The organism is Halomonas sp. BN3-1 (assembly GCF_003056325.1).
Taxonomy (GTDB): domain Bacteria; phylum Pseudomonadota; class Gammaproteobacteria; order Pseudomonadales; family Halomonadaceae; genus Halomonas; species Halomonas litopenaei.
In genome coordinates, this window is the sequence record NZ_PYVV01000014.1 from 98,635 (window position 1) to 112,832 (window position 14,198).

Annotated in this window: 13 protein-coding genes; 9 read left to right on the forward strand and 4 right to left on the reverse strand. The window is 65.8% G+C overall.

Going from position 1 to position 14,198, the window contains the following annotated elements:
• Positions 1-77: 77 nt before the first annotated feature.
• Positions 78-1,388, forward strand: coding sequence for a tRNA lysidine(34) synthetase TilS (tilS, locus tag C9F12_RS17990; RefSeq protein ID WP_045991172.1), 1,311 nt, complete (start codon positions 78-80; stop codon positions 1,386-1,388).
• A gap of 68 nt (positions 1,389-1,456) precedes the next feature.
• Here the strand turns inward: tilS and ppx are convergent, their stop codons facing one another.
• Positions 1,457-3,016, reverse strand: coding sequence for an exopolyphosphatase (gene ppx / locus C9F12_RS17995; protein WP_108449746.1), 1,560 nt, complete (start codon positions 3,014-3,016; stop codon positions 1,457-1,459).
• Between the two features lie 438 nt (positions 3,017-3,454).
• Here ppx and rho point away from each other — a divergent pair, with 438 nt between their 5' ends.
• The 7 genes from rho (at position 3,455) to C9F12_RS18020 (ending at position 9,724) form a co-directional block, all read left to right on the forward strand.
• Complete coding sequence (gene rho / locus C9F12_RS18000) at positions 3,455-4,714, forward strand: transcription termination factor Rho (protein WP_045991171.1); 1,260 nt, start codon at positions 3,455-3,457, stop codon at positions 4,712-4,714.
• Positions 4,715-4,831: 117 nt separating this feature from the next.
• Positions 4,832-6,325: a 4-hydroxy-3-polyprenylbenzoate decarboxylase gene (gene ubiD / locus C9F12_RS18005; protein WP_045991170.1), complete on the forward strand. Its 1,494-nt coding sequence runs from the start codon at positions 4,832-4,834 to the stop codon at positions 6,323-6,325.
• A complete protein-coding gene (locus C9F12_RS18010; protein ID WP_108449747.1) occupies positions 6,322-7,101 on the forward strand; it encodes an NAD(P)H-flavin reductase in 780 nt (259 codons plus the stop codon). Before ubiD ends, C9F12_RS18010 begins: the two co-directional genes overlap by 4 nt.
• Complete coding sequence (gene folM, locus C9F12_RS18015; RefSeq protein WP_108449748.1) at positions 7,098-7,811, forward strand: dihydromonapterin reductase; 714 nt, start codon at positions 7,098-7,100, stop codon at positions 7,809-7,811. Before C9F12_RS18010 ends, folM begins: the two co-directional genes overlap by 4 nt.
• 81 nt (positions 7,812-7,892) lie before the next feature.
• On the forward strand, positions 7,893-8,048 hold the full coding sequence (locus C9F12_RS22835) for a hypothetical protein (protein WP_181248593.1): 156 nt from the start codon (positions 7,893-7,895) through the stop codon (positions 8,046-8,048).
• Positions 8,049-8,161: 113 nt separating this feature from the next.
• Positions 8,162-8,329 carry a hypothetical protein gene (locus C9F12_RS22645; RefSeq protein ID WP_156088602.1) on the forward strand — a complete coding sequence of 56 codons (168 nt, stop codon included), beginning with the start codon at positions 8,162-8,164 and terminating at the stop codon, positions 8,327-8,329.
• Between the two features lie 315 nt (positions 8,330-8,644).
• On the forward strand, positions 8,645-9,724 hold the full coding sequence (locus tag C9F12_RS18020; RefSeq protein WP_108449749.1) for a 3-deoxy-7-phosphoheptulonate synthase: 1,080 nt from the start codon (positions 8,645-8,647) through the stop codon (positions 9,722-9,724).
• Positions 9,725-9,820: 96 nt separating this feature from the next.
• Here C9F12_RS18020 and C9F12_RS18025 read toward each other — a convergent pair whose 3' ends face one another.
• From C9F12_RS18025 to C9F12_RS18045, 3 genes are all read right to left on the reverse strand, one after another.
• Positions 9,821-9,946: a hypothetical protein gene (locus C9F12_RS18025; protein WP_345840323.1), complete on the reverse strand. Its 126-nt coding sequence runs from the start codon at positions 9,944-9,946 to the stop codon at positions 9,821-9,823.
• A 195-nt stretch (positions 9,947-10,141) separates the two neighbouring features.
• Positions 10,142-10,777, reverse strand: coding sequence for a lysozyme-like domain containing protein (locus tag C9F12_RS18040; RefSeq protein WP_108449750.1), 636 nt, complete (start codon positions 10,775-10,777; stop codon positions 10,142-10,144).
• 92 nt (positions 10,778-10,869) lie between these two features.
• Positions 10,870-11,631, reverse strand: coding sequence for a hypothetical protein (locus C9F12_RS18045; protein ID WP_108449751.1), 762 nt, complete (start codon positions 11,629-11,631; stop codon positions 10,870-10,872).
• A 284-nt stretch (positions 11,632-11,915) separates the two neighbouring features.
• Between C9F12_RS18045 and C9F12_RS18050 the strand changes: the two genes are divergently transcribed.
• Complete coding sequence (locus C9F12_RS18050) at positions 11,916-14,045, forward strand: PhoX family phosphatase (protein WP_108449752.1); 2,130 nt, start codon at positions 11,916-11,918, stop codon at positions 14,043-14,045.
• The last annotated feature ends 153 nt before the right edge of the window (positions 14,046-14,198 follow it).

The following is a 14,198-nucleotide window of genomic DNA, read 5'->3' on the forward strand; positions in this document are numbered from 1 at the left end:
GGCCCCCATCGTCCTGCGATGGGGGCCGTATGCATAGTAGGTGCCACCGCCCACCCTGACCCTCAGGAATCGCCGACATGCCGACGTCTCCCACCCTTGAAGCGCGAATCGAGCGGGCCCTCGACCGGGTGCCGCCGGAGCGGTCGTTGTGGATCGCGCTGTCCGGTGGGCTCGACTCCTGCGTGCTGCTGGCGCTGGCGGCAAGGGCCTGCGGGCAGCGGTCGCGCCGATTGAGGGCGATCCACGTGCACCATGGCCTGCAGGCGGCGGCGGATGACTTCGAGCGCCACTGTCGCAGGCTGTGCGCGCAGCAGGGGGTAACCCTCGAGGTCGTCCGGGCAAGGGTGGACCGTACCTCCGGCAAGGGCCTGGAGGCGGCGGCGCGCCAGGCGCGCTACGACGCCTTCGTCGAATGCCTGGACGCCGGTGATGTGCTGTGGCTGGCCCAGCACCGTGATGACCAGGCCGAGACCCTGCTGCTGGCCGCACTCAGGCGCGCAGGCGTTGCGGGCCTTGCCGCCATGCCGGCGCGGCGTGAGGAGCGTGGCCTTTCGATCGAGCGCCCCTTGCTGGAGGTCCGGCGAAGCGAACTGGAAGCCGAAGCCCGGCGTCGCGGGCTCGATTGGGTCGAGGACCCCAGCAACGCCAGTCGCGAGTTCGATCGCAACTATCTGCGTCATGAGGTGGTGCCGGCGCTGGAGCAGCGCTGGCCCGACGCCGCGGACGCCCTGGCGGCGAGTGCACGGCATGCCGGCGAGGCGGCGGCACTGCTGGACGAATACGCGCTTGAGGATCTGGCGCGGCTGGGTGGCGACCCCGCCAGGCTGGAACTCGAGGGCCTGCTGTCGCTGTCACGGCGCCGTCAGCGCTGGTTGATCGGGCTGTGCATGCGTCGGCTGGGACTTGCGCCGGCACCGGGACCACGGTTGGACGATCTGCTCGAGCAATGTCATGCCCGGCGTGACGCCGAGGTCAAGGTGAGCTGGCCCGGGGCAGAGGCGCGGCTCTGGCGCGGTGCGTTGTGGCTGATGGGGGAGGGTGCCGGAGATCCGCTGGAGGTTGCCGAAGGCCCCTGGTCGCCAGGGAGCGCCCTGGTGGTCGCGGGGGTGTCGATGAAGCTGCCGACGACAGAGGAGGAAACGCCGCTGCCACTGTGGCTGCGCCAGCGCCAGGGCGGCGAAAGGCTGAGGCTTGCCGGGCGAGGAAGTCGCGACCTGAAGCGGCTGCTGCAGGAGGCTGGTGTGCCGCCCTGGCGGCGTGCCCAGGTGCTGGTGGTGTGGCAGGGCGAGGTCTGTGTGGCTGCGCTGGACGCCGGCAGGGGGTGCTGGATCGCCCTGGCCGAGGGCTGGACGGCGTCGCCCTTACGGGCAACGCCTGGGGCCGGCTGATGGCTTGGCCAAGGGCTCTGGCCGTGGCTTTTGACCAAGGGCTCTGGCCAGGGACCGTGTGAGAGGGCTCAGGCCTCGGCGTGGGCCGTGCCCGCGTGCAGCTTGAGCGCGAAGTCGGTATTGGCCAGGTAGTCGGCCTCGCGTTCCAGGTCGGTGCACAAGAGGCCTGGCTCGTCGCTGCCCTGGTAGTGCAGATGCAGGACCTCGCCGTCCACCTCGAGCCGCGGCGTCGCCGGCGGCTGCTCCGGGCGCGAATGGTTGAGGATCACCGCCAGTCGAAGCAGGCGTGCCAGGCGCTGGCTGTCACGCTGTTCGGCCTTCGGCAACAGCTGCCATTCCTTGCTCGGGAACTTGCGTCGGTGGGCGCGGACCAGGAAGGCCAGCAGGCGCTGTTCCGGGCGCGAGAAGCCGGCCAGATCCGAGTGCTCGAGCAGATAGGCGCCGTGGCGATGGAACTGACTGTGCGAGATCGACTGGCCGATCTCGTGCACCCAGGCGGCCCACTCCAGATAGCGGCCACGTTCCTCATCGAGCCCCCAGTCGTCGGCGACCTGGGCGAACAGCGCCTTGGCCGAGGCGGCCACATTGTCGGCCTGGCGAACGTCGACGGCGTTGTAGCGGGCCAGGGTCTCCAGGCTCTTTAGACGCGAGTCCTCGGGACTGTTGCGGCCAGCCATGTCGTAGAGCACCCCTTCACGCAGGGCGCCGTCGGCGTAGCGCATTTCGCTGAGGTCGAAGGCCTCGAAGATCGCGCACAGAATCGCGACACCGGCGGGAAAGACCCGGGCACGATCGGCCTTGAGCCCGTCCATGGAGACCTTGTCGAGCTGCTTGGTCTTGATCAAGCGCTTTCTCAACTTGGCCAGACCGTCGCGAGTGATCACTCCTTCCGGCGCGTCGCCTGCCGCGTGCATCACCGCCGCCGCCGCCTTGATGGTGCCGCTGGAGCCCACCGGGTCATCCCAGCCCAGACGCTGGTAGGGTCTGCGGATATTAGCCAGTTCCGACAACGCCGCGAGTTCGGCGTTGCGCATGCGCTTCTCGCTGATATCGCCGTCGCCGAAGAAGCGTCGGGTAAAGGTCACGCAGCCCATGGAGAGGCTTTCCAGCGCCTTGGGTTCGAACTGTTCGCCGATGATGAACTCGGTGGAACCGCCGCCGATATCGACGATCAGCCGGCGCCCGTTCTCGGCCAGGGCGTGGGCCGCGCCGAGGTAGATCAGGCGTGCCTCCTCGCGCCCGGCGATGATCTCGATGCGCGTGCCGAGCATGGCCTCGGCGCGGTCGATCAACTCCTGGCTATTGTGGGCATCGCGCAGGGCGTTGGTGCCCACCACCCGCATACGCGAGGCGGGGATGCCCTCGAGAAAGGGCGCAAAGCGAGCCAGGCAGTCCAGCGCCCGCGTCATGGCGTCCTCGTTGAGGTAGCCGTCGTCGTCCAGGCCCGCCGCCAGCTGGACCTTTTCGCCCAGCCGCGCCACCACCTGCAGCCGGTCATCCTGATAGTTGGCCACCAGCAGGTGAAAGCTGTTGGAGCCCAGATCGATGGCGGCCAGGCGGGCGGGGTCCTTGGTGGCGTCGTGGGGCGACTCGCGCAGGGTGCTGAGCGTATCCGAGGGTTGATTCATGGCGGGTCCTTCACTGGAGATGGATCAAGGTTGCGTTTCGCCCCGGGGGATGTCAATGATCCGGGTCCGCCACGGGGCTTGCGTTCCCCTTCCGGCTTGTCTAGTATCGGGTCATTCGCCTGTTTCGAATGTGTTTTCCCGGTCGCGCCGCCGCCGCGACGTGACCATCCCAAGTCGTCAGACAGCCCGCACGACGTCAGCTCCGCTCCCGGCCAAGGCCCCGGCCCAAGCCCGCGAGACGCTGGCAACGGCGAATGAACCTGCTCCCTCGTCCAGACGCTGGCGTGGATCTCCCCTCCGGAGAATCCAGTCAATGGCCCTATTATCTTTACCTGGCCTCGCACGAGCAGCCTCGGGCTCTGAACGCACTCAATCGGCGTGTCTTTTCGCCCCTCGGCGCCTTGCCGCCCGGCTTCCACGAGTAATTTCTGAACTCTGATGAATCTGACCGAACTCAAGCAAAAGCCCGTGCCGGAGCTTCTCGATATCGCCCGCGAGATGGGTATCGACAACCTGGCCCGGTCCCGCAAGCAGGACATCATCTTTGCCATCCTGAAGAAGCACGCCAAGAGCGGCGAAGACATCTTCGGCGATGGCGTGCTGGAGATCCTTCAGGACGGTTTCGGATTCCTGCGCAGCGCCGACAGCTCCTACCTGGCCGGCCCCGACGATATCTATGTGTCGCCGTCCCAGATCCGGCGCTTCAACCTGCGCAAGGGCGACACCATTTCCGGCAAGATTCGCCCGCCGAAAGAAGGCGAGCGCTACTTCGCGCTGTTGAAGGTCAGCCAGATCAACCTGGACCGGCCGGAGAACGCCAAGCACAAGATCCTGTTCGAGAACCTCACGCCGCTGTTTCCGCAGGACCGTCTGCGCATGGAGATCGGCAATGGTTCCACCGAGGATCTGACCGCGCGCATCATCGACCTGACCGCACCCATCGGCAAGGGCCAGCGTGGCCTGATCGTGTCGCCGCCCAAGGCGGGTAAGACGCTGATGTTGCAGAACATCGCCACCTCGATCACGCGTAACAACCCCGAGTGCCAGTTGATCGTGCTGCTGATCGACGAGCGCCCCGAGGAGGTCACCGAGATGTCGCGCACCGTGCGCGGCGAAGTGGTCGCCTCGACCTTCGACGAGCCGCCGGCGCGTCACGTCCAGGTGGCCGAGATGGTGATCGAGAAGGCCAAGCGTCTGGTCGAGCACAAGAAGGACGTGGTCATCCTGCTCGATTCCATCACCCGTCTGGCGCGCGCCTACAACACCGTGGTGCCGTCCTCCGGCAAGGTGCTGACCGGTGGTGTCGACGCCCACGCCCTGGAAAAGCCCAAGCGCTTCTTCGGTGCCGCGCGTAACATCGAGGAAGGCGGCAGCCTGACCATCATCGCCACGGCCCTGGTGGACACCGGCTCCAAGATGGACGAAGTGATCTTCGAGGAGTTCAAGGGCACCGGTAACATGGAAGCCCACCTGGATCGCCGTCTGGCCGAGCGTCGCGTCTATCCCGCGCTCAACATCCGCCGCAGCGGCACCCGTCGTGAGGACCTGATCGCCTCCGACGAGGAGATGCAGCGCATGTGGATCCTGCGCAAGCTGCTAAACCCGATGGACGATACCGCGGCCACCGAGTTCCTGATCGACCGACTCAAGGACACCAAGACCAACCTCGAATTCTTCGAGGCGATGAAGCGCCGCTAGCGTTGGCCAACGCCGCGCCTGGGCGGTCGCCAGACGCAAGGTCCAGGTGACCGAGGTCAAGACGAGGGGCAGCATGCTATGCTGCCCCTTTTGTGTTCAGGGGAGCGAGGCAATCGCATGAAATATGGTGACTTGCGTGACTTTATCGCGGGTCTCGAGGCCGCCGGCGAACTCAAGCGGGTGACCGCCGAGGTGGACCCCTATCTCGAGATCACCGAGATCTGCGATCGCACCCTGCGCGCCGGTGGCCCTGCGTTGTTGTTCGAGAACGTCAAGGGCAGCGAAATGCCGCTGCTCGGCAACCTTTTCGGCACCCCCAAACGCGTCGCCATGGGCATGGGCCAGGACTCGGTGGAGGCGCTGCGCGAGGTCGGTGAGCTGCTGGCCTTTCTCAAGGAGCCGGAACCTCCCAAGGGCTTTCGCGATGCCTGGGAAAAGCTGCCGATCTTCAAGCAGATCATGAGCATGGGTCCCAAGACCGTGCGCTCGGCACCGGTCCAGCAGCGAGTCTTCGAGGGCGATGAGGTGGACCTGGATCGACTGCCGATCCAGCACTGCTGGCCCGGTGATGCCGCCCCCCTGGTGACCTGGCCGCTGGTGATCACCAAGGGCCCGCACAAGAGTCGTCAGAATCTCGGTATCTATCGCCAGCAGAAGCTCGGCAAGAACCGCCTGATCATGCGCTGGCTGTCCCATCGTGGCGGCGCGCTGGACTTCCAGGAATTCCAGCAGGCGCACCCCGGCGAGCCCTTCCCCGTAGCGGTGGCGCTGGGCGCCGACCCGGCGACCATTCTGGGGGCGGTGACCCCGGTGCCTGACTCGCTGTCCGAGTACGCCTTCGCCGGGCTGCTGCGTGGCTCGCGCACCGAACTGGTCAACTGCGGTCACGCCGACCTGCAGGTGCCGGCGTCTGCCGAGATCATCCTCGAGGGCTTCCTGTACCCCGATGATACCGCGCCGGAAGGTCCCTACGGCGACCATACCGGCTACTACAACGAGGTGGAGACCTTTCCGGTGTTCACCGTGACGCGCATGACCATGCGCAAGGACGCCATCTACCACTCCACCTACACCGGACGTCCACCGGACGAGCCTGCGATCCTCGGGCTCGCCTTGAACGAGGTGTTCGTGCCGATCCTGCGCCGCCAGTTCCCTGAGATCGTCGACTTCTATCTGCCCCCGGAAGGCTGCTCCTACCGCATGGCGGTCGTGACCATGAAAAAGCAGTACCCGGGCCACGCCAAGCGGGTAATGATGGGGGTATGGAGCTTCCTGCGTCAGTTCATGTACACCAAGTTCGTGGTGGTGCTGGATGATGACGTCGACGCTCGCCAGTGGGAGGACGTGATCTGGGCCATCACCACCCGCATGGACCCGGCCCGCGACACCGTGATGGTCGAGAACACCCCGATCGACTACCTCGATTTCGCCTCTCCGGTGGCTGGGCTCGGCTCCAAGATGGGCCTGGACGCCACCAGCAAGTGGCCGGGTGAAACGGACAGGGAGTGGGGCGTGGCGATTGCCATGGACGACAGCATCAAGTCCCGGGTCAGCGAGCGCTGGGACGAATTCGACATTCCTCTCCCCGACAGCAACAAGAGGTCGACATGACGGCAAGGACCCTGACCTGCCAGGTCATCGAGGTCGAGGACCTCACCCCTGACGTGTTTCGCGTGATTCTGGAAGGACGCGCCGAGGCCATGGCCCATGCCCCGGGCCAGTACCTGGAAATGTGCCTGGACGATGACTGCTGGGTGCCCTTTTCCATCGCCAGCCGCCATCGTGACGATGGGCGACTCGAGCTGCATATTCAGCACTGGCCCGAACGCTCCAACTCGGCCCAGCTCAGGGCCATGCTGGTCGAGGCCCAGCACCTGACCGTGCGTCTGCCGGGGGGCGACTGCGTGCTGGATGGTGAAAGCGATCGTCCGCTGACGCTGATCGCCGCCGGTACCGGCTTCGCCCAGATGAAGGCGATCGTCGAGGCGGCGCTCCACGCCAACCCCGGGCGCTCCATCAGCCTGTGGTGGGCGGCCAAGGAACGCCGTGATCTGTACGCCGAGAGCCTGGCCCGGCAGTGGGTCGCCGAGTCCGATAAGGTCAGCTTCCACGCGGTCTGCGAGGAAGGCTTCGAGCAAGGCTTCGCCGACGAGCGGGTGCACGCCCATCATGGCCGTATCGACGCCGCACTCGCCGCCGAGCTTGGCGATGTGTCGGGCCACGACGTCTATCTGTCGGGCTCGCCCGGCATGGTCTATGCCTGTGTCGACGTGCTCGCCTCGCTGGGGCTGGACCCGTCACGGGTGTTCTCGGACGTCTTCGCCTACGCGCCACGCGACCCTCTGGTGCCGGTGGTCGGTAGCCTGGTCGGGGAAAAGCAGTCATGAGCGCGTCGCCGATCCTGATTACCGGTGGCGCCCAGCGTCTGGGGCGTCACTGCGCCGAGCGCCTGGTACAGGACGGCCAGCCGGTGATCATCAGCTATCGCCGCGAGCGCCCGGAGCTCGAGGCCATGCGCGAGCGCGGCATCGTCACCCTCCAGGCGGACTTCTCCAGCGAAGACGGCATCCTCGACTTCCTGGAGCGGCTCAAGAGCGAGACCGGATCGCTTCGCGCCATCGTCCACAACGCCAGCGACTGGGCACCGGACAGCGATGGCGAGGATGCCGGGGCCGCCTTCGAGCGGCTGTTCCGTATCCATATGCTGGCGCCTTACCTGATCAACCTCCACGCCAAGCCCTTGCTCGACGCCTGTAGCGAGCCCCAGCGGGACATCGTCCACATGACCGACTATGTGGTGCAGAAGGGCTCGCGCAAGCACGCCGCCTACGCCGCCACCAAGGCCGGGCTCGACAATCTGACGCTGTCCTTCGCCGCGCGCTATGCCCCAGAGATCCAGGTCAACGCCATTGCACCCGCGCTGATCATGCTCAATCAGGGCGATGACGAGGACTATGCCGCCAAGGCCAGGGCCAAGTCGGCGATGGACATGGTGCCGGGGCCCGGGGTCATCTACCAGAGCCTGCGCTACCTGCTCGACAACCGCTATGTGACCGGCACGACCCTGGCCGTGGACGGTGGCCGCCACCTGCGCTGAATCGCCGGCGGACTCGCCTGACCCGAGGAATCCCCCTAGACTCTGGATGACCCTGACAACAACATCACAAGGAGGCGACCCATGGCCCATCACGACGACGACCTGCATGGCGACAGCTCTCACGACGGCTTTCATGACGAAAGCGGATTCCTGACGATCTTTCTCGGCCTGGTAGTGATGGTCGGCATGACCTGTCTGCCGGCGACCATCGGCTGGGTGCAACTGGCGACAGGCTAGCCAGGGGCGTCAGCAGACCATGGTCGACGGCACGGCGCTTTTCCTGCCCGTGCACAGGGGTTGCCATTTGCTCCGGCGCGGGGCAGGATGAAACAAGATTCGAGGAGACACCGATGACCGATCACGCAAACCCGACCCGACCCCGACCCGATGGCAGCGACAGCGCCCTCGTCGGTGCTGTCTTGGGTTCGGATTGTGTGCATGCGGACGCGGTGTCCTTTTATTGGCCCAGCTTTTCCTGGTATTGGTTTGATACCGGGGCGCTGGTGCGCGAGGCCTGATCCAAGTATCTGGCACTCGCGAGGCGCTCCCCCCCAGGGCCGCCTCCCAGAACCCCCGGACGGCTGCCCGTCCGGGGGTTCCTTGTTTGTGTGGCCAGACGTTTTCACTCAGTAGCACTCACCTGCGAAAGGCAGGCAACCGGAGCAATGACATGACCGCATATCGACTCTTCGCCAGCACCATTTCCCATGGCTATGCCTATGGCGATAGCTGGCGATTTATCGACGCGCGGTCGGCCCAACTGGCCACCTCCGACCGTGAGCGCCTCGGTGGTCGACGCACCCAACGATGTACGACCACACGGAGCTGATACCATGACCGCCAGCCTTTCGCTTGCCACCGCCGACCTCAACGCTGCCGCGACGCAAGAGACCGCCCCCCAGATGACCCTGCCGACCCCGCAGGCGCTCAAGCGCCAGTGCCCACTCGGGACGACCCTGAGCGATCGCGTCGACGCTCAGCGTCAGCAGATCCGTGACATTCTCGAGGGTCGTGATGATCGCCTGCTGGCGGTGGTCGGGCCCTGTTCGATCCATGACCCCAGGTCGGCGCTTGAATACGCCCGGCGTCTGGCCTCCCTGGCCGACAGCATCCGTGATCGAGTGCTGGTGGTGATGCGGGTGTACGTCGAGAAGCCCCGCACCACCGTGGGCTGGAAGGGCCTGGCCTATGACCCGGACCTGGATGGCAAGGGCGACATGGCGCGTGGGCTCGAGCTGTCACGCCAGCTGATGCGCGAGATCGTCGAGCTGGGCCTGCCGGTGGCCACCGAGATCCTGCAGCCGATGATCGCTCCTTACCTTGAGGACCTGCTGGCCTGGGTCGCGATCGGCGCACGCACCACCGAATCCCAGCTGCATCGCGAGATGGCCAGTGGCATCGGCGCGGTGGTCGGCTTCAAGAACGCCACCAGCGGCGACGTCCAGGTGGCACTGGACGCCATGCGCTCGGCCGCCCACCCCCACCAGCACTTCGCGGTGGGCGAGCAGGGGCAGCCGGTCATGCGCGAGACCGCCGGCAACCCCTACACCCATGTGGTGCTGCGGGGCGGTCACGGTGAGCCCAACTACGGGGTCGATGCGGTCGCCGCGGCTAGAAAAGCGCTGATCGGCGCCGGCCTGCCGCCACGGCTGATGGTGGACTGCAGCCACGCCAATGCGCGCAAGGACCATCGCCGCCAGAGTGAGGTCCTGCTTGAGGTGCTGGCCCAGCGCCTGGCCGGTGACACCTCGCTGATCGGGGTGATGCTCGAAAGCCACCTGAACGAGGGCAAGCAGCCGCTGGAGCCCGGCAAGTTGCGCTACGGTGTCTCGGTCACCGACGCCTGCATCGGCTGGGAGACCACCGAACACCTGTTGAGCCTGGCTGCCGAGCGCCTCGCCCAGCAGGGTTGAGCCCGACGATGCGAACGAACCAGACCAGAGGCCCTTTCGGGCCTCTGGTCGTTTATGTCCGGCGTAACTGGCTCGCGCCGTGGGTGGGGACGTGACTCAGCGGCAGAAGGGCCATACCTGATAGAAGCTGTCGCAGCGGAATTCCGCCTCGCAGGCTGCCAGTTGGCTGCGGTAGCGGGAAGCATAGTGGATGGCCACCTGACTCAGCGGCAGAAGGGCCATACCTGATAGAAGCTGTCGCAGCGGAATTTCGCCTCGCAGGCCGCCAGTTGGCTGCGGTAGCGGGAAGCATGGTGGGTGGCCACCTGACTCAGCGGCAGAAGGGCCATACCTGATAGAAGCTGTCGCAGCGGAATTCCGCCTCGCAGGCCGCCAGTTGGCTGCGGTAGCGGGAAGCATGGTGGGAGGCCACCTGACTCAGCGGCAGAAGGGCCATACCTGATAGAAGCTGTCGCAGCGGAATTCCGCCTCGCAGGCCGCCAGTTGGCCGCGGTAGCGGGAAGCTGTGCTGGCCACCTCCCGCGCCGCGCGTTGCACCGCCGGCTTGGCGCGATAGCTGCCGCGCTGATAGCCGCCCTGGCCTTCGTGGTAGGCCAGGTACAGGTGCTCGGGGTTGGACAGTGACACCCCCGTCATGCGCCGCGTGCGGGCGTTGTACCAGCCGATGAAGTCGGTGGCGTCGTCCATGTCGGTGCGACTGGCGAACAGCCCGCCGGCGGCGTCATCGTATTCGCCCCATACCGGATCCTGGGCCTGGGCATAGCCGTAGGCCGAGGACGGGCGCGTCCACGGAATGAAGCCCAGTAGTTTGGTACGTGGCGGCCTGACGTGGCTGCGAAACGACGACTCGCGCTTGATGAAGGCCATCTGGGTCCAGGGGGGCGTGCCCCACTTTTCATAGGAGGCCTGGGTGGCGTCGTACCAGTCCGGCTGCTGGCGAAAGATCTCGCACAGATTGTCCTGATGGCTCGGCGGCGCCGGGGCGAAGGCGGCGCAGCCGTTGAGGGTAACAAGCGCCGCGGCAAGCACCGTAGTGAGTAGAGCAGACCGCATCCTTGGCATGGCCCGTTTCACAACATTTTCCCGTTCAGTGATATCGCCCCCAGTATGCCCTCCCGTGCACTTCCGGACCATCCTTGCACGTCTTAGACGGGCTCGGGTTCTCTCTGCCTGGGTTGGCCTCCACCTCCGATGTCCGAGGGCACCAGTGGCAGGTCCTCGGGCAGGTGGCGGGCACAGAAGTCCAGGCAGTCGAGGCCGTTGACGGCCTGGGGGGCCAGTGGACAATTCCATGGCGACTCGCGCAGCACTTCCGGAAGAAGGTCGCTCAGATCCTCCATGTCCTGACTCTTGGGCCAGCACAGCCAGCGCTCCCGTTCAGGGGTCTCGGGGTGGCGCCACTTCAGCATCCAGTCGTCGCCCCAGGGCAGTACGCCCAGGGTGTCGGGTTCGGGCGGCGGCAGACCCTGGAAGGCGCTGGCCCACCAGCGGGGCGAGAGGTGATGGCGTCCCAGGCGTCGGCTGCACTGGGCCAGCAGGGTACGCTGAACCACCATGACATCCAGGGCGCTGTCATCGCGATAGAGTACATGGAGCGCGAGAGTGTGCGGTATTACGCAAAGCTCCCGCTCAACCAGTTCATCCAGTGACTCCCTGCTGTCGACCTCCTCGGCCAGGGCGCCGTCCAGCGTTACCAGGGTGACCGATTGTGGAGGTATGACGAGACAACAGGGAAGTGCCTGGTCGAGGAATGAAAGCGATTGGACATTGGCGGCGCTGCCCCGGTCGAGGCTCTGTTGATCGACACAGTGGACCCAGTACCAACGAGGCTCGGGATCTTCGTCGGCTGAAGGGGCGCGTTGGGGCATAAGAAGTATGCGCTGATGTCGGTGTCCCAGATTCCACATGGTTCTGGTCCTGTCGATAGCGATTGTTGGTGCACTGTGTCGACGAGCAAAGCCATTTTCTTTCACCAACTGTTACTCTTTTTACAATAGCGCTACTTCCTGTGCTCTGCTTCAACCTCGTCTATCGTCATACGAGTGTCATCTGGACTACCTAGTGTTGTCGGCGGACCGCTGGCGCCCCTGTGATCGACTTTCCCTCCGATACCCGAGGCCGGCAACAGTGACTGGCACCGACAGCCCACGCCTTGACGGCGAACAGAGGGCTGCAAGAAGAGGACTGCGCAATGAGCAAGGAAATTGAAGATCATCGTCTATTGAACCCCAGCCGAAACGAACCCTTCTCCTCGGTGCTCGACCGTCGTCTTTCCCGGCGAGCGGTGATGAAGGGGGGCATGGGCATGGCGGCCATGACCATGCTGGGAAGCTTTGGTCTCTCGGCCTTCGCCAACGAGCCGTCGTCAGGGATGGCCAAGACGCCGCTGGCGCTGGCCTTCGAGTCGATTGCCGGTTCGCGCAGCGACGCCGTGGTGGTGCCGCCGGGCTATACCGCCCAGGTGCTGGTGCCCTGGGGTACGCCGCTTGACGACAGCGCGCCCGAATGGAGCGAAGATCTGACGATGACGCCCCAGGCCCAGGCGGCCAGCGTCGGCATGCATCACGACGGCATGCATCCTTTCGCGCTGGATGAGAGCACGGCCTCCGAGCGCTTCCTGCTGGTGATGAACAACGAATACATCGACGAGAACGCGCTGTGGGCGCCCCAGGGCGGCCCTACCAACATGACCGAAGGCAAGCGTCCGGCGGACGAGGTGCGCACCGAGATCAACGCCCACGGGGTGACCGTGGTCGAGGTGAAGAAGGACGCCGATGGTCGCTGGAGCCACGTCAAGGGTTCCGCCCATAACCGTCGCTACACCAGCGCCACCCCGATGCACCTGTCAGGGCCGGTGGCGGGCAGCGACTACGTCAAGACCAGGTATTCCCCGGGCGGCACCCAGGCCCGCGGCACCAACAATAACTGTGCCCACGGCTACACGCCCTGGGGAACTTACCTCACCTGCGAGGAGAACTGGCCGGCCTACTTCGTCAAGAACGAAGGCCGTACCCTGGACGATGACCGACTTGGTATCGCCAGCGGGCGCGGACGCTACGGCTGGGAGACCGCCGCGGGCGATGACAGCGAACGCGACGACGAATTTACCCGTCTGATCGGCGACCCCGTCGCCGACGACGCCAGCGGTGACTACCGCAACGAGCCGCGTCAGTTCGGCTATATCGTCGAGATCGACCCCTATACCGGCAGGCAGGCGATCAAGCGCACGGCGCTGGGCCGCTTCCGCCACGAGGGGTGCTGGCCGGGCAAGCTGGTAGCAGGCGAGCCGGTGGTGTTCTACTCCGGTCACGACTCGCGCAACGAGTACATCTACAAGTTTGTCTCCGAGGCGGCCTGGGACCCGGCGGATGCCATCGCTCCTGGCGCCGAGGCCGACCGCCTGGCGATCGGTGACAAGTACATGGACAGCGGCACCCTGTACGTCGCTCGCTTCAACGCCGATGGCAGCGGCGAGTGGCTGCCGCTGACGCCGGACGCCACCACCCAGGATGGCCGTACCCTGGCCGAGGCGCTCGAACTCGACGCCGATGACCTGGCCGGGGTGATCATCCACACCTGTGACGCCGCCGACCTGATGGGTGCCACGCCGATGGATCGCCCGGAGTGGGGCGCGGTGGACCCGTCCACCGGCGAGGTCTACATGACCTTGACCAACAACTCGAAGCGTACCGAAGACGGCACCGAGGCGACCCTGACCGGCGACGGCGACAACATCACCGCGCTGGGCAACGGCTACGCCACGGCACCGGTCAATGCGGCCAACCCGCGGGCGAACAACGAGGCCGGTCAGATCATCCGCTGGCGCGAGGGCAGCGACGCCACCGCCTTCGACTGGGAGGTATTCGTGTTCGGTGCCGCGGCCAGTGACCAGAACAACCTGTCCGGGCTGACCGCCGACAACGAATTCGCCAGTCCCGATGGGCTCTACTTCGATGAGCGCGGCGACGGCCAGGGCATCCTGTGGATCCAGACCGACAACGGCTACGAGGGCGTTACCGAGAGCACCAATGACCAGGTGCTGGCGGTCGTGCCGGCGGAGCTCGAGCGTGCCGATGGTGCCGCCGCAGTGATCTCCGGGGCCAACCAGGACAAGCTCAAGCGTTTCTGCGTGGGCCCCAACGGCTGCGAGGTCACCGGCATCTTCCCCACGCCGGACAAGACCGCGCTGTTTATCAATATCCAGCATCCGGGCAATTGGCCGGCCAGTGACGACGCGACCCAGGCGCCTGATGCCAGCGTGCGCCCGCGCGCCGCCACGGTGGTGATCCAGCGCGAAGACGGCGGCCAGATCGGCGTCTAGGACGTGTCCGAAAGGTGTCGGCTTGCGTCGGCCTTTCGGGCAACCTCCAGGGGCGTTCTCTACGTCTGACGTCTTGCGCCGCCCCAGCACCCCGGCTCCCTTTTCAGGGAGCCGGGGTGTTTTTTCTAGGGTCTGGGTGTCCAGGGCTGGATG

Bases quoted from the DNA above. Each gene is read 5' to 3' on its own strand.
- C9F12_RS18020 (WP_108449749.1), top strand. From the start codon at position 8,645: ATGACCGCCAGCCTTTCGCTTGCCACCGCCGACCTCAACGCTGCCGCG.
- rho (WP_045991171.1), top strand. From the start codon at position 3,455: ATGAATCTGACCGAACTCAAGCAAAAGCCCGTGCCGGAGCTTCTCGAT.
- C9F12_RS22835 (WP_181248593.1), top strand. From the start codon at position 7,893: ATGGCCCATCACGACGACGACCTGCATGGCGACAGCTCTCACGACGGC.
- ppx (WP_108449746.1), bottom strand. From the start codon at position 3,016: ATGAATCAACCCTCGGATACGCTCAGCACCCTGCGCGAGTCGCCCCAC.
- C9F12_RS18045 (WP_108449751.1), bottom strand. From the start codon at position 11,631: ATGTGGAATCTGGGACACCGACATCAGCGCATACTTCTTATGCCCCAA.
- folM (WP_108449748.1), top strand. From the start codon at position 7,098: ATGAGCGCGTCGCCGATCCTGATTACCGGTGGCGCCCAGCGTCTGGGG.
- C9F12_RS18050 (WP_108449752.1), top strand. From the start codon at position 11,916: ATGAGCAAGGAAATTGAAGATCATCGTCTATTGAACCCCAGCCGAAAC.
- C9F12_RS18040 (WP_108449750.1), bottom strand. From the start codon at position 10,777: ATGCGGTCTGCTCTACTCACTACGGTGCTTGCCGCGGCGCTTGTTACC.
- C9F12_RS18025 (WP_345840323.1), bottom strand. From the start codon at position 9,946: ATGGCCCTTCTGCCGCTGAGTCAGGTGGCCATCCACTATGCTTCCCGC.
- ubiD (WP_045991170.1), top strand. From the start codon at position 4,832: ATGAAATATGGTGACTTGCGTGACTTTATCGCGGGTCTCGAGGCCGCC.
- C9F12_RS22645 (WP_156088602.1), top strand. From the start codon at position 8,162: ATGACCGATCACGCAAACCCGACCCGACCCCGACCCGATGGCAGCGAC.
- C9F12_RS18010 (WP_108449747.1), top strand. From the start codon at position 6,322: ATGACGGCAAGGACCCTGACCTGCCAGGTCATCGAGGTCGAGGACCTC.
- tilS (WP_045991172.1), top strand. From the start codon at position 78: ATGCCGACGTCTCCCACCCTTGAAGCGCGAATCGAGCGGGCCCTCGAC.